Consider the following 19108-nt stretch of genomic DNA (forward strand, 5'->3'; position numbering starts at 1 on the left):
CCCTATATAAACACTTACACTAAAACCCTCTCCCCCAACACCCCCCTCTCCCGACCTCTCGTCGCCCCCGCGCCCCACCCCCCCGCGGCCCCCCCCCGCCCCCCCCACCCGGGGGGCCGCGCCGTCCGGAACCGGGGAAGCCATGGCGGTGTTCAGGACCGCGAACTCGGCGTAGGCGTCCGCGAAGCACAGCCCGGTGACGCGATCTCCCACGCTGAAGGCGGTGACTCCGGCACCCAGGGCGACGATCTTCCCGGCGACCTCGCCTCCGAGCGGGACCGGCTCGCAGCCCTCGCGAACCTTGCGCACGGGGGGCAGGGTCACCCCGACCGCCTCGACCCGGATCAGAACCTCCCCGGCACCTGCCTCGGGTCGGTCGACCTCCTCGGCGAACAGCACTTCGGGCCCACCGTCGACCTCATGGCGAATGCGCAGCACAGGACCTCCCCGATCCGAAATCATTGGGCATCCCAACGATAGGGCGCATGTCATGGGGAAGTCCAACGACTTTGGATAGGGTGAGCCCATGACCACGGACCTCCAGCGCATCCAGGGCCTGCCCACGTGGCTCATCGGCCGTGTCGCGGCCCGAGGCCGGGGCATGGTCGCCGACGCGATCGCGGCGGAGGGGCTGAAGCTGATGCACCATGCGGTGCTGGCCGCCACCGCCGAGTACGGACCGGTCACCCAGGCCGACCTGGGCCGCCGGCTGGCCGTCGACCCCAAGGACATGGTCGGCATCCTCAACCACCTCCAGCAGCAGGGCCTCGTCCTGCGCGCCCCCGACCCCTCCGACCGCCGCAAGAACGCCGTCACCGTCACCCCGGAGGGCGCAGCCGTCCTCTCCCGCTGCGGCACCCTGGCCGAAGCCGCCAACGCCGAACTGCTGGCACCACTCACCCCGGACGAGCAGGAACAGCTGATCGCCCTGCTGAACCGGCTCCACACGGCACCGGAGAGCCCGGACTGATCCCACGGGATCGACGGGCAGACCCTGGTGACGTGAACCGGAGATCCGCCGGCAGCGGGAGCGGGACCGTGGGCGGTGGGGACCGGGGGATGCCCCGGGCGTTGCGAGCGGTGCGGCCCGGCGGTCGGCCGGAGGGCGGACAAGCAGGGGCCGGGCGTGGCGCTTGCGCCGATGGACGCGGCCGATCCCGCGGGCGGAACCCTCCACCTGCCGCTCGTGATCCCCGCAGTGGGACCCGACCGCGGCCCGCTGCATCCGGTCAGGACCCGGCCTTCCTCCTCCTGGACGGGCCGGGCCTGCCGCATGCCAGCGGCCTGGCGGCAGTCGAGCACCCGCGGCGCAGGAGGCGGGGAAGGGCGGAGCGATCGGCCTGTGCGGCCGCCGCGTTCACCTCGCTTCCTGCGCCGAGCCCTGCGGCGTGGTGCGGAAACGCACCGGTGTGGCCGGACGGTCGTTGGTCTGTCGGCGCGTGAGACGGCTCATGCCCCTCGTGCCGGCCGCCGAGAAGGCCCGGCCGGCGCGGATCCCTTTGCACGAGGAGTTCCGACCGTTGACCGACTTCCACCGGCCCGGCCCGCAGCCGCGGGAGGCCTTACGCGCCGACCTGCCCGCTGACGCGCTCGGTTTCCTGCGACAGTACGGCCTGCACCCGGCCCCCGAGGCGTACCTCGCGCACGGTTACGTGGACCTGTGCCTCAAGGCGTGGCCGACCGCCGGCGGGCCCCCGCTGCGCCTGGCCGTGCGGTGGGCTCTGTGGACGTGGACCACCGACGACCTCCTGGACGGAGGCCTCGGTGCCGACGCCCCGCCGGACGCGATCGAGCGACTCACCCACTCGCTGCGGCGTGTCGCCGCCGGGAGCGAGCGGCCCGCACCCTACGAGCACCCCGTCGTCCACGCGCTGGCGGAGCTGGTCCGGCAGACCCGGGCGGCCATGCCCGACCACTGGTGGCAGCGCTACCGCGAGCAACTGGACGCCTGGATCGTCGCGGCGCGCGACAAGCTGGTGCACTACCTGCGGCCGGGACGGACACCAACGCTGCACGAGTACCTGCTGCTCCGGCCGGCCGACGGCGGGATGCTGCTGGCCGCCATGTGGTGCGAACTCGCCGGCCAGTGCATCACACCGCACTGGACAGACCCCGTGGTCCACGACCTTCTCGACGCCTTCTCGACCTGCGGGATCCTCACGAACGACCTCGCGGGCGGCACCGGCGAGGGCGAGGCCTTCAACGCCGTGGCCGCCCGGATGGCCGACGACGGGCTCTCGCTGGAGCAGGCGCGCCGGGAGGTGAGCGAGCGGCTCGAGGCGGAGGAACGGCGCTTCCGGTGGCTGTACTCGGCCGTCAGGCGCGGCTTCCCCGCCGGGCCGCTCCCCGAGGCCGGCACCGCCACCACCGACCACCCGGACCTGGTCCTGGACACCCGCCGCTTCGCCCTGCTCCTCGATCAGTTCCGCACGGCCCTCACCACGTGGACGGGCACCAGCGCCCGCTACCCGGCACCCAGAGCCCCGCACCGGGCGCACCGCGCTCTTCGCAGCGTCCTGGTTTCCCCCGCACGCCGCACGTGGAGGGCGGTGGGTCGGCGCTCTCGGCGGACACCGGTGAACGGTGATGCGGTTCTCTGAACCTTCGTCCCGCCTCCCGCCTCCTTCCTGCCTCGGGCCGCGGACAGGGCGTCAGGGGAGGCGGAGGGCCTGGCCCGTGACGACGAGGTCGGGGTTGTCGCCGTTCGGGGCGTGGCGTCGAGGGCGGGTCGGCTGCCGGTGCACCGTCCCCCGGACCGGCCCTCCGCCTCCCCGTCAAGCAGGAGTTCGGGGAGCGAAGGAGAGCAGTTCCTCCCGGTCCTTGCTGACCACGCCGTAGGTGGCCTCCGGAACCTCGACCCAGGCGCCGGGCAGGTCCCCGATCGGTTCGGAAACCACCAGGCGCGCATCGTCAGCCGCCTCACGCAGGACGGCCCGGTCGGGATACATCTTCCTGAGCTGTGGGACGCTCCGGTTGAAGTACAGCGATCGGGTCCGGCCCGCGCTCGAATACCGGAACGCCCACAGTGAATCGCCGTCGCTGGTCGCGATCGTTCCCTGGAAGGGGAACCGGTGTCCGTGCTCGCGGCCGCGCGCCTCGACGAACCCGATCATGCGCTCGACGGCGCCCGGAGGGTCGTCCTCGAGCCCGAAGGTGAGTGCCAGGTAGAACATCAGCTCGGTGTCGGTCGTGCCCTTGATGTTCAGCCAGAGTGCGGGGTCGATCTCGAAGGCGAGTTCCCGCTTGATGTCGCCGAGCCCGTCGATGAAGCCGTTGTGCATCCACAGCCACCGCCCGTACCGGAACGGGTGACAGTTGGTCTGCTGCACGGAAGAGCCGATGGCGGCGCGGATGTGCGCGAAGAACAGCGGTGAGGTGGTGTGCGCCGAGACCTCGCGCAGGTTGGTGTCGTTCCATGCCGGCTCGGTGCTGTGGAACACCCCTGGCACGTCGGTCCCGTCGTACCAGCCGATCCCGAAGCCGTCCCCGTTGGTCGTCTCGGCTCCGAGCTTGGAATGCAGACTCTGATCGATGAGCGAGTGGACCGGGGTGTAGAGCACATCCGTCAGCCGGACAGGAGACCCCCAGTAGGCGAGCCATCGGCACATGGTCGACCTCCTTGCGGACGTGGCGACCCGGCATGTCCCTTCGACGAGAGAACACCGGCGGACGTCTGTCACTGCAGAAATTATCGATCGTTCCCGGGGGCGGTGCAGGACGAGAGCCCGCCCGGCGAACCACGAGGAGGGATGCTCTCACACGAGCTGCCCGACTGTTCACCGCCCGCAGTACTGCACCGAGTCATATCGGCACGTTCATCACAGTGACAGGCCGAGATGCGCCGTTCACCCGCCGACACGGAACCGCAGACGCGCCTCGGCAGCCGCCGCCCACCCGGCCTCCGCCGCGGTCGGCCGGCCGCCCGGCCGGTTTCCCGGGCCCGGTCCGAACACCCGATGCCTGATCCTCACCCCCGAGCGCCGGCACCGTTTCCCCGCCCTGCGCGAATGCACCGCACCCACCTCGTCGCCGTCTGCCACCGCACCCCGCTCACGGCCCCCGCCGCAACCGACCGGAGCGCCGTCCGCGGCAGGGCGCCGCCGGGCCGGGCAGGTCCTAATCGCCCGGTGGGGTGAGGACGTTGTCCCGGCCCCAGACGGAGAGCGGCTCCAGCGCATCGTTGAGCGAGAGGCCGCGCGCCGTCAGCGAGTACTCCACCCGGGGCGGAACCTCGTCGTACACCTCGCGGTGCACGATGCCGTCCGCCTCCAACTCCCGCAGGTGGGAGGCGAGCACCTTCTCCGTCACCCCCGCCACCAGCCTGCGGAGCTCGCCGAAGCGCCGGGGCCGCTCACTCAACGCCCAGATGACCATCACCTTCCACTTGCCGCCGATCACCTCCACCGCCGCGTCCAGTCCGCAGACGTGCGCCCCCGCCCGCCGCACGGTCGCCATCGCCCCCACCCCTCCCACCTGCTCACTCACTTCCGGGTAACCACCCACTCCGAAGTGGGTACTTGATCGTTCCACAGTCTGCAACGAGCCTGATCGGCATGGACGACAACACCTTCGAGAAGACCCCGATCACCCTGCTCGGCCTCGGCGCCATGGGTACGGCACTCGCCCGCACCTGGCTCACCGCCGGACACCCCCTGACCGTCTGGAACCGCACCCCCGCGAAGGCCGAGCAACTCGCCGCAGCGGGCGCCACGGTCGCCCGGACCGCCGACGAGGCGGTCGCCGCGAGTCGCCTGGTGGTGGCCTGTCTGCTCGACGACGCGTCGGTCGGCGAGGCACTGGCAGGCATCGACCTGCACGGCAAGGACCTGGTCAACCTCACCACCTCGACCCCCGGAGAGGCCCGCACGCGAGCGGAATGGGCCCACGGGCGCGGCGCCCGCTTCCTCGACGGCGGCATCATGGCCGTCCCACCGATGATCGGCATCCGCGAGGCCGGCGGCTACGTGTTCTACAGCGGCTCACGCGCCCTCTTCGACGACCACCGCAGCGCCCTGGAGGCACCGGCCGGCGCCACCTACGTCGGCGAGGACGCCGGCTTCGCCGCCCTGCACGACGTGGCACTGCTCAGCGCGATGACCGGCATGTTCGCCGGCGTCACACACGCCTTCGCGCTGATCCGCAAGGAGGACGTCGCACCGCGGGACCTCGCCCCGCTGCTGGTCGACTGGATCGGCGCGATGGGGAGCATGGTCCACCTCACCGCCGCACGGCTGGAGAGCGGCGACTACACCTCCGACGTGGCATCCAACCTCGCCATGATGGTCGCCGGCAACGCCACCCTGCTGCGCACCGCCGATGAGCAGGGGGTCAGCCCCGAACTGCTCATCCCTTACATGGAACTGATGGAGCGACGGCTCGAGGCCGGCCACGGCAGCGAGGACGGCACCGGCCTGGTCGACCTGCTCTGACCTCCCGGAGCGGCATCACCGCGCCGAAACCCCCACCTGGCGCCAGGCACACCGCATGATTCAGCGGGGATCTTGCGAGGAACCCCGGCCGTTCACGGCCGGGAGGAATCGCATCCTTGGCCCGGAGGCGCGGAGCGCCGGAGGGCTCTGCGCCTCCGGGGCGGCGGTCAGCCTGGTCGCTTCTGGTTCTCGATGCACTCCTTGATGATCTCCAGGGGTGCGGTGCCGCAGGAAGCGGCGAAGTAGCTGGGAGACCAGAAGTGCTCATCCCACAGGCACTTGCGGATGTGGCCCGGGAAACTCATGGCGGAGCCTGCGGGCTGATACGCCCTTGAGGGATCTGACCGGGCGGGAGATCGCGACCTCGGGCGGGTAGTGCACCCGGAAATGGACATGATCGCGTTCGCCGTTGAACTCGACCGGCTCGGTTTCGAAGTCGACACCGCCGGCGCGCATGATCTCTTCGCAGTGTCCAAGGATCTCGTCGGTGAACGGACCACGCCAATGCTCGGGCGTGAAGACCAGGTGGGCACGGAGGGTGTGGACGACCGTTCGACCCGGCGGATGTCGGGGTTTGGTTCCCATCCGGATGACAGGGGTCGGCGCTAGGGTCGACTCCGTGAAGGTCGTGGTGCAGGTGAAACTGTCGCCGGAGGCGGCCAGGCGGCCGCGCTCCGGGCGACCCTGCGCACGGTCAACGAGGCTGCGTGCCGGGTGTCGGAGGTGGCGTTCGAGCGCGGGGTCCCGCGTGAGTACGAGCTGCGCGAACACACCTACGCCGAGTTGAAGGCGCGCGGGCTGGGAGCGCAGGCCGCCCAGCATGTGATCAAGAAGGTCCGTGACGCCTACACCACCCTGAAGGCGAACATCCGCGCCGGGAACCTCGGTGAGCCCGGTTCCAAGCGCCGCCGCAAGGCGGAGTCCAAGCCGGTCGCGTTTCGTCCCGCAGCCGCGCAGCCCTATGACGATCGCTGCCTGTCCTGGCAGCTGGACCGGCAGACCGTGAGCATCCGGACGACGGCCGGACGCCTCAAGGACGTGCGCTTCGCGTGCTCGGCGGACGCGCTCACGATGCTCCGCGACCACCGGCAGGGCGAGTCGGACCTGGTCGAACGCGACGGCGTGTTCTACCTGATCGCCACCTGCGAGGTGCCCGAGGCTGCGCTGAACGAGAACCCGGCGGGCTTCGTCGGAGTGGACCTCGGTGTCGCCGACATCGCCACCACCTCGACCGGGTACCGCCCCGCCGGGCGCGGCCTGAACCGGCACCGCAAGCGGCAGCTCGACCTCCGCAGGAAGCTCCGGGTCAAGGGCACCAAGGCCGCCAAGCGCCCCCTCAAGAAGCGCTCTCGCAAGGAAGCCCGGCACACCGCCAACGTCAACCACATCGTCGCCAAGACCATCGTCGCCACCGCTGAACGCACCGGCTCCGCAATCGCCCTGGAAGACCTCACGGGCATCCGCAGCCGGGTACGGCTCCGCAAGGACCAGCGGACCACCGTGCACTCGTGGAGCTTCCACCAGCTCGCCGCCTTCGTGGAGTACAAGGCGAAGCGGGCCGGAGTGCCGCTGGTGTACGTCGACCCGGCGTACACCAGCCGGCAATGCTCCCAGTGCCACCACATCGACCGGCGCAACCGCCCATCACAAGCACGGAGGAGCCCACCCAGCAGCCAGTTGGACGCTACCTCCGAGCCCGGCCCCTCAGGGCCGGGTCAAGTTGACAAGATCACCAGGTGCGCGCACCGACCTGCGCCGGCCCTGAGCCGTGGGTCCGGGCTCCCTGCCGTGCTGCGCGAGAGGCTCACGGGGACCGGTCGGCGACCCCGGTGTTCCTTCCGTTCTGCCGTCCGCGTCGGGGCCTGGCTGCACGAGGCCTGCGGCCCGTTCCTCTCCCGTTTGGTTCTCCGCCGTCGGGTGACACTGCCCGTGTGACGAATGATCACCGTCGCCGACAGCCCGCCGGATCTCCATGCGAGCCACCTGCCACCGCTGGTCCGCGGGCCCGCCGGCAGCTCCCGCCGGTCGGCCCGGTGCAGTTCCAGGCACCACCCGGGAACGAACCTCCCGCCGCCCTGCCGCTGCAGCGCCCCGCCGCTGTGCCCGCCGTGGCCTTCTCACACCCCGGTGCCGCGCCCCTGCGCTGACTCACCCCCGCCGCCCGGCCGCGCCCCGCCAGGAGCACTGCTGCCGCGCGACCCTCTACGGCGCGATGTCGCCCTCCCAACACATCCGCCCCGGATGCGTTGGAGACCAGCGGTACACGGAGAAGCCGCCCGGGTGGGTGCAGCCCTCGCCCGAGTCCAGTACCACGCCGCCGGCGATCTCCGTGAGGGTGAGCGGGAGGACATCCAGATAGGAACCGTCGAGGGGCCCGGCGAACAGTTCCAGGCGGCCTGCTCCCGGTTCGCTCCACAGCCCGGTGCCCGGTCCTCGGCCCGGCCCGTGCGGCTCACTCCTGACCGGATCGGGCCACGCAGGCTTCATCGGCTCTCCGCCCTCCGCTCCAGCCGACACCTGGCGCCCTCCCCGTGTGTGCCCGTTGCGCCCGGAGCCGGCATCCGGCTTCGGCGTCCTGTACAAGTCAAGCGCATCGGACCGCTGAAGTGTCACGGGGCGGGGCGAGGCGGCGGCGACGGACGGGCCGGTGTCGTTCGGACCGTGCCGGGCTCATGCGGCGGCGGGGCGCCGTTCGAGGAGGGGCGGAGGCCAGGATCCCGGGCCGCGCCCCTCCGCCCGGTACGCCAGGGGCGTCCGCGGGCAGGGCACGGCGGGTCGACCCCGACGAGGTGTGGGCGATGACCGGTGGGGCAGGCGTGGGGCATGTCGGTGGCTTCGGTGGTGGATACGGCGCTCGACCGCACGGTGGTGCTGGGCTACGGGAACGTCGGCCTGCGGGCGCGCAGGCGCCTGCCCACCTGGCCGGCGGACCCGCCGCGCATGGACGGCAAGGTCGTGCTGGTGACCGGGGCCGCGTCGGGCATCGGTCTCGCGGCGGCGGCGGGCTTCGCCGGGCTCGGTGCCTCGGTGCGGGTCCTGGCCCGCGACCGGCTGCGGGCCGAGCAGGCGGTGCGGCTGACCCGTGAACGTGCCGGCCCCGGCGCCCCGGCGGCGGTGCCGGTCGCCTGCGACCTGACGAGCCGGGCCGAACTGCGGTCCTTCGTCGAGGCGTTCCTGAGCGGCGAGCCGCGGCTCGACGTGCTGGTCAACAACGCGGGCGTGATGCCGGACGAGCGCAGCTTCGGCGCGGACGGCGTCGAGTTGGACTTCGCCACCCACGTGCTCGCGCCGTGGATGCTCATCCGCGGTCTGGCCCCGCTGCTGGCGCGCTCCGCGCCGGCCCGCGTCATCAACGTCACCTCGGGCGGCCAGTACGACCAGCGCATCCCCACCGGCGACCTGCAGTCACTGCACGGCCGGTACGGCCCGAAGAAGGTGTACGCGCGCACCAAGCGCGAGGAGATGGTGATCACCGAGCAGTGGGCCCGGCGGCTGGCCGGCCAGGGCATCCACGTGCACGCCATGCATCCGGGCTGGGCCGACACCAAGGGCGTGCGGCAGTGGATGCCGCTGTTCCGCGCGGTGACCCGGCCGATCATCCGCACCCCGGAGGAGGGCGCGGACACCGTCGTGTGGCTCGGCGCCGCACCCGAGGCCCTGCACTCCACCGGTCTGCTGTGGCACGACCGCCGCCCCCGCCCCACCACCTACGCGCTCGGCGCCGGACCGGACAGCGACGCCGCCCGCCAGGAGCTGTGGGACCACCTCACCGACCTCGCATCGGCGCCGGATCGTGACCGGCCGGCACCGTAGCCCCGAACGGGGCACCGATGGTGGTTACGCACCGGCCGACCTCGGCCAGAAGCGGTGTGTACCCGGCCGGGCAGGGTGTCTCACCTTCCGCACGGCACTGCCCAGGCGATGGGCACGAGCGAAGGGAGCACCTGATGAAGATCACTACCAAGATCGCCCTCGGGATAGCGGTTGTCGTCGGGTACGTCCTCGGGCGACTGAAGAAGGGGCGGTGGGCCCTCGCCGTCGCGGGGTACCTTGCCGGACGGCGTCTCGATCCGCGGGGGCTCGTCTCCGAAGGGTTGCAGAAGCTGGGGGAGGCGCTGTCCTAGGCATCCGAGCTGCCTGGGGCGGAGCCCGTCCGAGGAGAGCACGTCCTGGACCCCACGCGCGCCGCGGACCGGCCCGCAGACCGGAGCCGGGCCTGGCCCATGTGCGGGAGGTGCTGGACGGCGCCGCGCTTCGGCAACGACGAGGAGGCCGAGCAGCGGAACGACGACGTGGGCCCGGTGCGGCCACGGCATGCCACCGGCGGCGGCTCGTCGTCCGCCGAGGCGTGCCCCGCGCCGGCAGGCGGGAGAGGGCAACGCTGCGCCCTCCGACCTCGGTGCTCTCCGCACGTCCTGAGCCGACCCTTGCGCGCCGAGGACATTCCTCGATCGCCGGAGGGCAGCAGTAGCCTGAAAGGTTCGCATCCGATGGAAATGTGAGGGAAGGCGCCGATGCCGGCTCGAAACCGCGACCTCGCCACGCTGGCGGACATCATCGAACCCGCGGACCACGGCCTCGACGAGGCGACGGCCGCCCGGGTGCGGGCGGTGGTGGCCGCGCGCGCCCGCGACGCCCAGGACCTGCAGATGCTTCTGGACGCCCTGGGGCTCGGCCCGAGGGCCGGCTGACCCGGTGTCCGCGGTGCAGGGGGCGGGCCGGTGGCCGGCGCCTGCTGCTGTGTACCGCCCGCCGCGCAAGGACCCGCTCCGCGGTGCTCGCGGTGGGGGCACCGTCGGTGGCGGCCGTGATCGACGGCTTGGCCGCCGCGGACGGCGAAGCGGAGGCCGAGCGCTCGAACCTGCGGCGGACCAAAGGCCGCGTCGGCCGTAGGACGGGCGAAACGATCCTCGGATCGGTCAGGGTGCCGTTGGCCATCTCGGTCGCCGCTCCCCGGGATCGGCGGTGGGGAGCCGGCTCGGCCGTGCCGGGCGGTGGCGTCGATCCAGGCCACCGCCCGGGAGCCCCGGCCTGCGTTCCCTCCGGCCGGGGTGACGGCGTACCCCGTGGCCGACGAGCGCGAATGCCGTCTTCGGCCGGATGCCGGCCGTGCCGGTCGTGACCACGGCGGTCTCATGTGCGCCTCATCTCGAGGAGAAACGCATTCCTCGTCCGCTCGGCTGTCGGGGTGGGCGACACGGGGATTCGGATGCCGTCCGCCCGACCCCCGTTCCGTCAGGTCATGGTCGGCGCCTGCCCCTCCAGCTCCAGGCCTTCCGGCAGGGCCGCACTGTGCACCACGCCCAGCCGCTGCGTGGCGCGGGTCAGGGCCACGTAGAGCTCCGCGCGCCCGAAGTCGGCCGGTTCGACCACCAGTACGCTGTCGAACTCCAGGCCCTTCGCCTGCGTCGGCGAGAGCAGGACCAGCGGGTGGGTGAGGTCCGGCTCGGGCCCGGAGTCGGCGCCCGGCAGTGCCGCCGCCAGGTCGCCGAGCAGGTGCTTCGGGGCCACCACGGCCAGCCGCCCGCCCGCGCCGTCCGCCGGGACGGGCTCCGCCGCCACGCACGCCGCCACCGCGTCGGCCAGCTCCGCCGCGTCCGCCACCTTCCGCGCCCACGGGCGGACCCCCGTCGACCGCACCGAGCGCGGCGGCCGGAAGTCCGGGTCCGTCGCCCGGACCACGCCGGCCGCGACCTCCATGATCTCGGCCGGGGTGCGGTAGTTGACGTCCAGCAGCACCCGCTCGAAGCGCTCGCCCACGTGCGGGCCCAGCGCGGCCGACCAGGTGCCGCAGCTGCCCGGCTCGGAGCTCTGCGCCGGGTCGCCGACCAGGGTCATCGAACGGGTCGGGCAGCGCCGCATCAGCAGCCGCCACAGCATCGGCGTCAGCTCCTGCGCCTCGTCGACGATGACGTGGCCGAAGGCCCAGGTCCTGTCCGCGGCCGCACGCTCCGCGGCGCTGCGCCCGTCCGCCTCCACCTGACGGTCCGCCAGCCGTTCGGCGTCGATGAGGTCGTGGGCGGCCAGCTGCTCGGAGTCCTCGTCCTCGCGATCGGCGAACTCGTGGCTGCGCGAGCCGTACGAGAGGTCCAGCACGCCCTGGGCGTAGGCGATGGCCTCCTGCCGCTGTGCCTCCTCCGCGGCGAGGCGGGCGGAGTCGTCCTCGCCGAGCAGTTCCGCCGCCTCGTCCAGCAGCGGCACGTCCGCCGGGGTCCACGGCCAGGCCGTGAAGGGACCGCACGGGGCGCGGCGGACGGCCGCGGCGTCGGCGTCCGGGAGGTGGGTGGGCTCCTCCAGGTAGTCGGCGACCAGTCGCTCCGGCGTCAGCAGCGGCCACAGCTCGTCGATCGCGGCGTGGACCTGTGCGCTGGCGGCGACGCCCTTGCCGATCAGTGCCCGGTCGTCGGCGCCGAGCAGGTTCGGGCCGCCGTAGGGATCGGTGCCGATCCGCTCCACCAGTTGGGCGGTGAGCCCGTCGATGACGGCGAAGGCGAAGTGCGGCCTGGCGAGGTTGTGCGGCAGATGCGTCCTGCGGGCGCGGTCGCGAGCGGCAGCGACCAGCTCCCGGTCCAGTACCAGCACGCCGTCCTCGTGGTCGATCCGCAGCTCCGGCCAGCCCGTGGCCTGCCGGTCGCGGAGGTGGGCGGCGAGGGCGTCCGCCATGGCGGCACCGCCCTTGACGGCCGCCGCCTCGGGCGTGTCCGTGCCGGTGGCGCGCACGCCGGGGAAGAGCTCGCCCGGGGTGGCCAGCAGCACCCCGGTCTCGCCCAGTGCGGGCAGCACCTGGCCGATGTAGCCGAGGAAGGTCGGGTTGGGCCCGACGATCAGCACCGCGCGCCGGGCGAGCAGCTCGCGGTGGGCGTAGAGCAGATAGGCGGCGCGGTGCAGGGCCACCGCCGTCTTCCCGGTGCCGGGACCGCCCTCGACGACCAGCACGCCGCGGTGCGGGGCGCGGATGATCCGGTCCTGCTCGGCCTGGATGGTCTGCACGATGTCGTGCATCCGGCCGGTGCGGGCGGCGTCCAGCGCGGCGAGCAGCACGGCGTCGGCGGTCGCGCCCTCGTGGCCGGTGCGTTCGGCGTCGTCGAGGTCGAGGATCTCGTCGTGCAGGGCGGTGACCCGGTTCCGCTCGGTGGTGATGTGACGCCGCCGGCGCAGGCCCATCGGCTCGTGGCCCGTGGCGAGGTAGAACGGGCGGGCGACGTCGGCGCGCCAGTCGACGACCAGTGGCGTCCGCTCCTCGTCGTCGGCGCGGATCCCGATCCGGCCGATGTGGTGGTCGGCCCCGTCCCGGAAGGCCAGCCGGCCGAAGCAGAGCCCGTGTTCCCCGGAGGAGTAGAGGGCCAGCAGTCCGCTCTGCTCGGCCACCAGCACGTCCCGCTCCAGCAGCATCTGGGCGTTGGTCGCGCCCTGTGCCAGCGCGGCGTCGACCCCGGCGGCGGCCCGTGCCTCCAGTTCGGCGAGGCGCCCGCAGAGCAGATCGATGAATTCCTGTTCCCGGAGAATTTCGCCGTTTGACAATTCTGCTCCCGCTCACATATACTGACACCATAAGGTTTCCGGAGTTCATTTTTTCGGGTCGCTCCGAATGAACTCATGGAATCCACCAATCTACGAGGTGAATGTCCGGGACGCCAGTGCGCCCCGGTTTTTTGTTGTGCAGGGTGGCCGACTTTTGCGTCGTCGTGGTCGTGGCGCCCGGCTGGGCGTGCGGCGCGCGCCCGGTCCGGCAACTGTCGGCTCGGTTCTTGGCGGCCGTGCGGTCCTGGAAGAAGCTGCGGATCTTCACCGGGTCGCCGTGCGCGTCCGACGTCGCCTCCTCGAGGACAGCCCGACCGTCGCCGCTGATCGGGCAGGCCCGGCACGTGTCCACGCACCGGACGAGACGTTCCAGGGCCGATCGACCGTGTGCCCGCCGCAGCGGACCCGGTCCGTCCGCCGTTCGCCGAATCGTCCGTCAACTCACTTCGCCCCCGGGCGCGTTCGCCCGTCGGTCGGGGCCATGGGCTCCCGGTATGAAGATCGGTGAACTGATGGGCACCGGCCGTACAGCCGACGTGTACGCACTGGACGAGGGCCGCGTGCTGCGGCGCCACCGCGACCGGACGAGGCAGAACGCGTTATGGCCGAACACACGCGGATGGCGAGCGCCCGCCTGCGGGCCTCCACGGAGAAGCCGGACTGACCGTGCAGCCGCGGGCCGGGGCGGGCGGGGACTGTTCTGCGCGTCCGTGGCCACGCACGCCAGACCGTTGCGTCACGGCGCCTGCTGCCATGATCAGGAACGGTTCGGACTCTCGTCGGCAGGAGGGGTCTTCGCCGGGACCGCCTGGTCCGCCTCGGTGATCCCGGCCGCCCCGGCTGCTTCCCGGAAGGTGACGACCGCCTCGCCGTTCTCCTGCGCCCATGCGGTGAGCATCCTGATGGGTTCCTCCAGGGTTCGCCCCAGATCGGTCAGGCAGTACTCCACGCGCGGCGGCGCCTCGGCGTACGCATGCCGTTCGACGAGCCCGTTGGCTTGGAGCCGGCGCAGCGTCTGGGTCAGTACCTTGCGCGAGATGCCACCGCTCAGCTCGACCAGCTCGCCGTGGCGCAACGGGCCGTCGGTCAGCGCGAAGAGCGTGACCATGGACCACTTGCTGGCGATGATCTCCATCGCCAGGAGAGCGGGGCAGTCGGCGAGGAAGGCAACTCCGGGTCGCAGGCTCATGCCCCGAAGGTTACCTGGAGGTACCTATCGGGTGCCTATCGTCGTCGAGGTGCGCACGCCCCTTACCCGCATCTCGCATGATTGAGGTTCAGCCGTGTTCGTCTCCCTTGCCGTCGTCACCGTGGTCATGTCGGCGCTTCTCCTGGTGTCGGCCGGAGCCAAGTCCCTGCGGACGCGGCACATCACCGAGCAGATGTCCGCCCTCGGAGTGCCGCAGAGCATGATGGCCCTCCTGGTCGGCGCTCAGATCGCGGGCGCAGCCGGGGCGGTCGCCGGGCTCCGGTGGGGACCCGTCGGGATCGCCGCCGCGATCGGTCTGACGCTGTACTTCGCCGGGGCGGTCGCCTTCCACCTGCGCGTCGGCGACCGCAAGGGCGCGTTTCCGGCAGCGGTCCTCACCGTGCTCTCCGTCGCCCTGATCGTGCTGCACGCCGCCACCCTCTGATGCGCTGTGACGACGCGGACCGGGCGGCACGGATCGGCTACGGCTGTCCGGCGCATCACCCGGCGGCACGGGCGACCTCCGGCCCTCGCGCCCCTGCCCTGAGATGCCCGGGAGCGTGATGCCGCCGCAGAGGACCCGGGCACCCTCCGGGAGGAGGGCGCGCGGGCGAGGGTTGTGAGGGGGACGGGCAGCGTCTGCCGCACGTCGGCGAGGTGGACGGTGGCGGACGTCATGCCCGGGCCCTGCGCGGTCCGGTCGACGGCAAGGCATCCGGCCGGGCGCCAGGGTGTGGGACTCGGCGAGGAGCGCGGCCAGGGCGGAGCAGCCGACGACCGGTGCCTCTGGAGCGGGTTGCCGCTGAGCGCTTCGTGCAGGGCGAGGGCGAGGCACGGCGGGGGCGAGGCACGGCGAGGTGCCCGTTCTGACGTGGCCGTCGAGGGCGAGCACGTGGGTTCCGGCCGGCCCGGGCCGGCGGGGGGTGCGCAGGTCGGATGACATGGACCCGCACAGACGGGGCAGGCGGAGGCCTTGTCCGTTGACCTGCGCCCGGAGGTGTTCATGAGCATGGCCATGGTTCTGCTGCTGATCCCGCTCGCGCTGGCGGCGATCCTGACCGCGACCGCCCCCTCGCCCGCCCGCCACCGCGGCCCGCGTGCCGCCGCCGTCCGGGCCGACAGGGCGACCGGCCCCCGCCACGCCCGGCCCTCCCGCTGACACCGCCGCTCCGTCGAGCGGTGAACGCGGCCGACTCCGTCATGGCGCGGTCGTGCGCCCGGCGGCGGAAGCGGCATGGCGCGCGGATCACGGCGGGCGGATCACGGCGGGCGGCCGGGCGGGGATTCCGTCCGGCCGCCCGCGGCCCGTGCCGGAAGCCGTGGCTAGGACCCCTGTGCGTCAGGACGTGCCGCGGCCGGTGACGAAGTCGCAGGCCCGGTCGACGAGGCCGCGCCGGGAGCGAGGAGCTTGCTCGCGGTGGGGCTGCTGGGTGCAGCCGGGTCGAGGCCCCGGGACGCGGGTCGGTCAGTGCTCCGCCGCTTCGCGGGAGGGGACACGGGCTTCCCGGGCGGCGGCCCAGGAGGCGAGCAGGCGCAGGCCCTCCTCGTCGGGGGAGCCGGGCTCGGCGGTGTAGACGGTGAGGGTGAGACCGGGTTCGGCGGCCGTCTCCAGGCCCTCGTAGGCGAGGGTGAGTTCGCCGACGGCGGCGTGGTGGAAGCGTTTGGTGCCGGTGCCGTGGTGGCGCACGTCGTGGGCACCCCAGCGGGTGCGGAACTCGTCGCTGCGGGTGGAGAGCTCGCCGACGAGGTCGTGGAGGTCCTTGACGTGGGGGTTCCGGCCGGCCTCGGTGCGCAGGATGGCGACGGCGATGTCGGCGGCCCGGTCCCAGTCGGGGTAGAAGCGGCGGGAGGCCGGGTCGAGGAACTGGTGGCGGGCGAGGTTGTTCTGGTTGCCTGGGGTGTCGTACACCTCGGCGTAGAAGGCGCGGGCGAGCTGGTTGGCGGCGAGCAGGTCCATGCGGCCGTTGCGGACGAACGCCGGGCCGGCGGTGACGGCGTCGAGCATCCACTGCAGACTCCAGTGGGGCGTCCACCGGCGCCCGATGCGGCGGCGGGGCCGGGCGAGGGTGTCGGAGCCGTCGGCGGCCCGGGCCAGGTGCAGCAGGTGGGCGCGCTCGGCGTCGTCGAGTTGCAGGGCGCGGGCGACCGACTCCAGGCCGAGTACGTCCGCATCCCCAACGCCCGGGGCACCCTGGTCGCCACTGACGGCGCCCCCGGCGAGGAGTTCTGGCCGGGCCTGCTCGCGGTCTCGAACGTGCTGGGCACCGGCTGGTGGGCCGCGGATGCCGCTGAGGTGAAGCCCGGCTCGACCGCGGTGGTGGTCGGCGACGGCGCGGTCGGCCTGTGCGCGGTGATCGCCGCGAAGGAGAGGGGCGCGGAGCGGATCATCGCCATGTCCCGCCACGGGGCCCGGCAGAAGCTCGCCCTCGAGTTCGGCGCGACCGACATCGTCACCGGGCGCGGCGAGGACGGCGGCGCCCGGATCAAGGAGCTGACCGGCGGAATCGGCGCCGACAGCGTGCTGGAGTGCGTCGGCACCTCCCAGGCGATGCAGCAGGCCCTGCGCTCCGCCCGTCCGGGCGGCAGCGTCGGCTTCGTCGGCGTCCCGCACGAGGTCGCCGTCGACGGGCGGGAGCTGTTCTTCTCCCACGTCGGCCTGCGCGGTGGCCCGGCCCCGGTGCGCCGCTACCTGCCCGACCTGATCGAGCGCGTCCTGTCCGGCCGGATCGATCCCGGGAAGGTCTTCGACCTCACCCTCCCGCTCGCCGAGGTCGCCGAGGGCTACCGGGCGATGGACGAACGCCGCGCGATCAAGACCCTCCTCAAGCCCTGATCCGGGCCGACCTTCATCCGGGGCAGGGTGCGAGCTTCGGTGTCCGCCGGCGGCGGCCACGTCGCCGGCTGAACCCCGAGCACTTCCACCACTTGAGAAAGGCCGATCGCCGTGGAATTCGTCCAGCCCCGGTCCACAGGCAAGGCGCCCTCCGACCGGTTCACCGGCGACGTCCGGTGGGACGTCATCGTCGCCGGACGCGAACCCTCCCGGATGCGCGCCAACCTCGTCCGCTTCGCCCCCGGCGCCCGCACCCACTGGCACGCCCACGCCGTCGGACAGACCCTCCACGTCGTCTCCGGCACGGCCCTGATCGGCACCCGCGACGGCACCCTCTTCGAGGCCCGCCCCGGCGAGACCCTGGTGTGCCCACCCGGCGAGGAGCACTGGCACGGCGCCGCCCCCGACCGGTTCATGGAGCACATCGCCATGTGGGAGGCCACCGCCGACGGCAGCCCGAGACGACCTGGGCCGAGCCCGTCACCGAGCAGCAGTACAACGCCCCCGCACCTCCTGCCCCCAGCCACCCGGGTCCGCCACCCCGGTGGGCGGTGCCGGGCGCGAGCACGGCGCGCGAAGAGCGGTAGCCGGCATGGTGGGGGGCGGTGTGGGACAGCAGAGCGCCCCACCGCCGGAGTGGGGCGCTCTGAGTGAGGGCTCGGTCGGCCCTGCATCCCGTGCTGCGGCCGCGTCAGTAGTAGTGGGTGCGACCGCCGACACCGTGACCCAGGAGCCCGGCGACCCACAGGATGAGGCCTATGACGGCCAGGACGATACCGATGGTCCACAGGATCGAGATCCCGGTGACGAAGCCGATGACGAGCAGAATGACGCCGAGGACGATCACGGCGGCCTCCCTGGGGCGGGCTGGCGTGAAGCGGAGACGGCCCGGCGAGATGTCCGGATCCGGACCGCCCCCCACAGGGGACCGGCGCCCCGGTCCGGTCTCCTGCCTGCTGAACGGGGCGTATACCGCCGCTCGGACGGGACAAACCGCCTCGAATGCTCGGGCGGTGCACCGGGGGCCCCGGCCCTCGGACAACGGCGTGGTCGGGGTTGAGACCCGGCCCAGGCCGCGGGCCGGCCCGCCACGGCAGGTCCTACCAGCGGTACCAGCGGCCGCGGCTGCCACCTGCGGTGGTGCCGCGGGCGACGAAGCCGATGAGCCAGACGGCGAGGACGACGACGGCGACCCACCACAGCGCCTTCACGGCGAAGCCGGCACCGAACAGGAGCAGGGCGAGCAGCAGGACCAGGACGACGGCGAGCACGGGCGGGTCTCCTTCACAGGCGGTGGACAGTACGCGTTGCGGCCCCGACTGCCCCGTCGTGCCGGACACATGCGGGCACGGTCCGGAGCCGTCGGGCCGGCGGCCTTCAGTCGCGCCTCCTTTCGCCCGCCGGAGCTGCGGGCGCGCAGGGGGATGGGGCGGTCCCGCCCGGGTAGGCGTATCGGCCGACGGAACCACCTGTGCCCGGAACCGGAGGTCGGGATGGACGCGATCGTGCTGCTGAGGGACGACCACAAGACGGTCGAGAAGCTCTTCAAGGCATTCGAAAAAGCCGACGACGAGGCGCACACGGAGAAGCGGAAGATCGTCGATCGGGTGATCGAGGAGCTGACCGTGCACGCGGTGATCGAGGAGGAGGTGTTCTACCCGGCCGCGCGCGAGGCCGCTCCGGACACCACGGACCATGTGCTGGAGAGCGTGGAGGAACACCACGTCGTGGTGTGGATGCTGTCCGAGCTGGCGGGCATGGATCCGGCGGACGAGCGGTTCGACGCGAAGATGACGGTCCTGATGGAGAACGTGCGCCACCACGTCGAGGAGGAGGAGAAGGACTGGTTCCCCGAGGTCCGCAAGGCCATGGGCCGCAACCGCCTCGTCGAACTCGGCGAACGTCTGGAGGAGGCGAAGAAGAGCGCCACCCGCGACCCGCTCGAGGTCCCCAGCGCGACCAAGTGACCCCGCCCGGACGGGGTGCCTTCTCCGGCGGCATGCAGAAGACCACCAGGGTACGGACCGGCCTGCGCAGCGCCGCGGCCCCCCCCCGGGCGGGGCCGCGCCCCCCTCAACCCGTGCCCCCCCGGGGGTGAAACACCAAACGCGCGGCGGACCCCCCAAAACCCCCCCC

The 19108-nt window shown here is 72.7% G+C and carries 17 protein-coding genes and 6 pseudogenes; 13 read left to right on the forward strand and 10 right to left on the reverse strand.

The window, feature by feature from the left end; genetic code table 11:
* On the reverse strand, window positions 1-438 hold a 438-nt coding region (locus AB0442_RS37655), incomplete at its 3' end, for an alcohol dehydrogenase catalytic domain-containing protein (RefSeq protein WP_366168045.1).
* Between the two features lie 88 nt (window positions 439-526).
* On the opposite strand from AB0442_RS37655, the gene AB0442_RS37660 reads away from it, so the two are divergent.
* Both AB0442_RS37660 and AB0442_RS37665 read left to right on the forward strand, forming a co-directional pair.
* Window positions 527-970 carry a MarR family winged helix-turn-helix transcriptional regulator gene (locus tag AB0442_RS37660; RefSeq protein WP_366168046.1) on the forward strand — a complete coding sequence of 148 codons (444 nt, stop codon included), beginning with the start codon at window positions 527-529 and terminating at the stop codon, window positions 968-970.
* Window positions 971-1520: 550 nt separating this feature from the next.
* Window positions 1521-2600 (forward strand): terpene synthase family protein, encoded by a 1080-nt coding sequence (locus tag AB0442_RS37665; RefSeq protein ID WP_366168047.1) that lies wholly within the window; start codon window positions 1521-1523, stop codon window positions 2598-2600.
* 174 nt (window positions 2601-2774) lie between these two features.
* On the opposite strand, the gene AB0442_RS37670 is transcribed toward AB0442_RS37665, so the two are convergent.
* Window positions 2775-3608 carry a class II glutamine amidotransferase gene (locus AB0442_RS37670; protein WP_366168048.1) on the reverse strand — a complete coding sequence of 278 codons (834 nt, stop codon included), beginning with the start codon at window positions 3606-3608 and terminating at the stop codon, window positions 2775-2777.
* Between the two features lie 508 nt (window positions 3609-4116).
* Entirely contained in the window at window positions 4117-4455 is a 339-nt protein-coding gene (locus AB0442_RS37675) for a helix-turn-helix domain-containing protein (protein WP_366168061.1), read from the reverse strand.
* 98 nt (window positions 4456-4553) lie between these two features.
* Between AB0442_RS37675 and AB0442_RS37680 the strand changes: the two genes are divergently transcribed.
* Window positions 4554-5429 carry an NAD(P)-binding domain-containing protein gene (locus AB0442_RS37680; protein WP_366168049.1) on the forward strand — a complete coding sequence of 292 codons (876 nt, stop codon included), beginning with the start codon at window positions 4554-4556 and terminating at the stop codon, window positions 5427-5429.
* A 167-nt stretch (window positions 5430-5596) separates the two neighbouring features.
* On the opposite strand, the pseudogene tnpA reads toward AB0442_RS37680, so the two are convergent.
* Window positions 5597-6014, reverse strand: a pseudogene (tnpA, locus tag AB0442_RS37685) (IS200/IS605 family transposase).
* A gap of 4 nt (window positions 6015-6018) precedes the next feature.
* On the opposite strand from tnpA, the pseudogene AB0442_RS37690 reads away from it, so the two are divergent.
* From AB0442_RS37690 to AB0442_RS37705, 4 genes and pseudogenes are all read left to right on the forward strand, one after another.
* Window positions 6019-7082, forward strand: a pseudogene (locus AB0442_RS37690) (transposase); the annotation flags it as partial.
* Between the two features lie 1170 nt (window positions 7083-8252).
* Window positions 8253-9242 carry an SDR family NAD(P)-dependent oxidoreductase gene (locus AB0442_RS37695; RefSeq protein ID WP_366168050.1) on the forward strand — a complete coding sequence of 330 codons (990 nt, stop codon included), beginning with the start codon at window positions 8253-8255 and terminating at the stop codon, window positions 9240-9242.
* Between the two features lie 134 nt (window positions 9243-9376).
* Window positions 9377-9553: a hypothetical protein gene (locus AB0442_RS37700; RefSeq protein ID WP_366168051.1), complete on the forward strand. Its 177-nt coding sequence runs from the start codon at window positions 9377-9379 to the stop codon at window positions 9551-9553.
* A gap of 390 nt (window positions 9554-9943) precedes the next feature.
* Window positions 9944-10120 carry a hypothetical protein gene (locus AB0442_RS37705; RefSeq protein WP_366168052.1) on the forward strand — a complete coding sequence of 59 codons (177 nt, stop codon included), beginning with the start codon at window positions 9944-9946 and terminating at the stop codon, window positions 10118-10120.
* A gap of 544 nt (window positions 10121-10664) precedes the next feature.
* Here AB0442_RS37705 and AB0442_RS37710 read toward each other — a convergent pair.
* Together AB0442_RS37710 and AB0442_RS37715 are read right to left on the reverse strand one after the other, a co-directional pair.
* A complete protein-coding gene (locus AB0442_RS37710; RefSeq protein WP_366168062.1) occupies window positions 10665-12935 on the reverse strand; it encodes a helicase in 2271 nt (756 codons plus the stop codon).
* Between the two features lie 88 nt (window positions 12936-13023).
* Window positions 13024-13302, reverse strand: a complete 279-nt coding sequence (locus AB0442_RS37715) for a hypothetical protein (RefSeq protein ID WP_366168053.1) — start codon at window positions 13300-13302, stop codon at window positions 13024-13026.
* A 142-nt stretch (window positions 13303-13444) separates the two neighbouring features.
* Between AB0442_RS37715 and AB0442_RS37720 the strand changes: the two are divergent.
* Window positions 13445-13531: pseudogene (locus AB0442_RS37720) on the forward strand (aminoglycoside phosphotransferase family protein); the annotation flags it as partial.
* A gap of 176 nt (window positions 13532-13707) precedes the next feature.
* On the opposite strand, the gene AB0442_RS37725 reads toward AB0442_RS37720, so the two are convergent.
* Entirely contained in the window at window positions 13708-14139 is a 432-nt protein-coding gene (locus AB0442_RS37725) for a helix-turn-helix domain-containing protein (RefSeq protein WP_366168054.1), read from the reverse strand.
* Window positions 14140-14233: 94 nt separating this feature from the next.
* On the opposite strand from AB0442_RS37725, the gene AB0442_RS37730 reads away from it, so the two are divergent.
* Together AB0442_RS37730 and AB0442_RS37735 are read left to right on the forward strand one after the other, a co-directional pair.
* Window positions 14234-14584: a DoxX family protein gene (locus AB0442_RS37730; RefSeq protein ID WP_366168055.1), complete on the forward strand. Its 351-nt coding sequence runs from the start codon at window positions 14234-14236 to the stop codon at window positions 14582-14584.
* Between the two features lie 564 nt (window positions 14585-15148).
* Entirely contained in the window at window positions 15149-15298 is a 150-nt protein-coding gene (locus AB0442_RS37735) for a hypothetical protein (protein ID WP_366168056.1), read from the forward strand.
* A 306-nt stretch (window positions 15299-15604) separates the two neighbouring features.
* Here the strand turns inward: AB0442_RS37735 and AB0442_RS37740 are convergent.
* Window positions 15605-16294: pseudogene (locus AB0442_RS37740) on the reverse strand (transcriptional regulator); the annotation flags it as partial.
* Between AB0442_RS37740 and AB0442_RS37745 the strand changes: the two are divergent.
* Both AB0442_RS37745 and AB0442_RS37750 read left to right on the forward strand, forming a co-directional pair.
* Window positions 16208-16972: pseudogene (locus tag AB0442_RS37745) on the forward strand (zinc-binding dehydrogenase); the annotation flags it as partial. The pseudogenes AB0442_RS37740 and AB0442_RS37745 overlap by 87 nt on opposite strands.
* A gap of 111 nt (window positions 16973-17083) precedes the next feature.
* Window positions 17084-17469, forward strand: a pseudogene (locus AB0442_RS37750) (cupin domain-containing protein); the annotation flags it as partial.
* Between the two features lie 194 nt (window positions 17470-17663).
* Here the strand turns inward: AB0442_RS37750 and AB0442_RS37755 are convergent.
* Together AB0442_RS37755 and AB0442_RS37760 are read right to left on the reverse strand one after the other, a co-directional pair.
* Window positions 17664-17819, reverse strand: a complete 156-nt coding sequence (locus AB0442_RS37755) for a DUF6131 family protein (protein WP_366168058.1) — start codon at window positions 17817-17819, stop codon at window positions 17664-17666.
* Between the two features lie 253 nt (window positions 17820-18072).
* Window positions 18073-18243 (reverse strand): hydrophobic protein, encoded by a 171-nt coding sequence (locus tag AB0442_RS37760; protein WP_366168059.1) that lies wholly within the window; start codon window positions 18241-18243, stop codon window positions 18073-18075.
* A 222-nt stretch (window positions 18244-18465) separates the two neighbouring features.
* On the opposite strand from AB0442_RS37760, the gene AB0442_RS37765 reads away from it, so the two are divergent.
* Window positions 18466-18939 carry a hemerythrin domain-containing protein gene (locus AB0442_RS37765; RefSeq protein WP_366168060.1) on the forward strand — a complete coding sequence of 158 codons (474 nt, stop codon included), beginning with the start codon at window positions 18466-18468 and terminating at the stop codon, window positions 18937-18939.
* The last annotated feature ends 169 nt before the right edge of the window (window positions 18940-19108 follow it).

This window comes from Kitasatospora sp. NPDC085895 (assembly GCF_040702125.1).
Lineage (GTDB): Bacteria > Actinomycetota > Actinomycetes > Streptomycetales > Streptomycetaceae > Kitasatospora > Kitasatospora arboriphila.

What these genes read in the sequence shown, in the direction of transcription:
- AB0442_RS37660 (WP_366168046.1), top strand. Translation starts at nt 527, where the DNA reads ATGACCACGGACCTCCAGCGCATCCAGGGCCTGCCCACGTGGCTCATC.
- AB0442_RS37670 (WP_366168048.1), bottom strand. Translation starts at nt 3,608, where the DNA reads ATGTGCCGATGGCTCGCCTACTGGGGGTCTCCTGTCCGGCTGACGGAT.
- AB0442_RS37675 (WP_366168061.1), bottom strand. Translation starts at nt 4,455, where the DNA reads ATGGCGACCGTGCGGCGGGCGGGGGCGCACGTCTGCGGACTGGACGCG.
- AB0442_RS37680 (WP_366168049.1), top strand. Translation starts at nt 4,554, where the DNA reads ATGGACGACAACACCTTCGAGAAGACCCCGATCACCCTGCTCGGCCTC.
- AB0442_RS37695 (WP_366168050.1), top strand. Translation starts at nt 8,253, where the DNA reads ATGTCGGTGGCTTCGGTGGTGGATACGGCGCTCGACCGCACGGTGGTG.
- AB0442_RS37700 (WP_366168051.1), top strand. Translation starts at nt 9,377, where the DNA reads ATGAAGATCACTACCAAGATCGCCCTCGGGATAGCGGTTGTCGTCGGG.
- AB0442_RS37705 (WP_366168052.1), top strand. Translation starts at nt 9,944, where the DNA reads ATGCCGGCTCGAAACCGCGACCTCGCCACGCTGGCGGACATCATCGAA.
- AB0442_RS37725 (WP_366168054.1), bottom strand. Translation starts at nt 14,139, where the DNA reads ATGAGCCTGCGACCCGGAGTTGCCTTCCTCGCCGACTGCCCCGCTCTC.
- AB0442_RS37735 (WP_366168056.1), top strand. Translation starts at nt 15,149, where the DNA reads ATGGCCATGGTTCTGCTGCTGATCCCGCTCGCGCTGGCGGCGATCCTG.
- AB0442_RS37765 (WP_366168060.1), top strand. Translation starts at nt 18,466, where the DNA reads ATGGACGCGATCGTGCTGCTGAGGGACGACCACAAGACGGTCGAGAAG.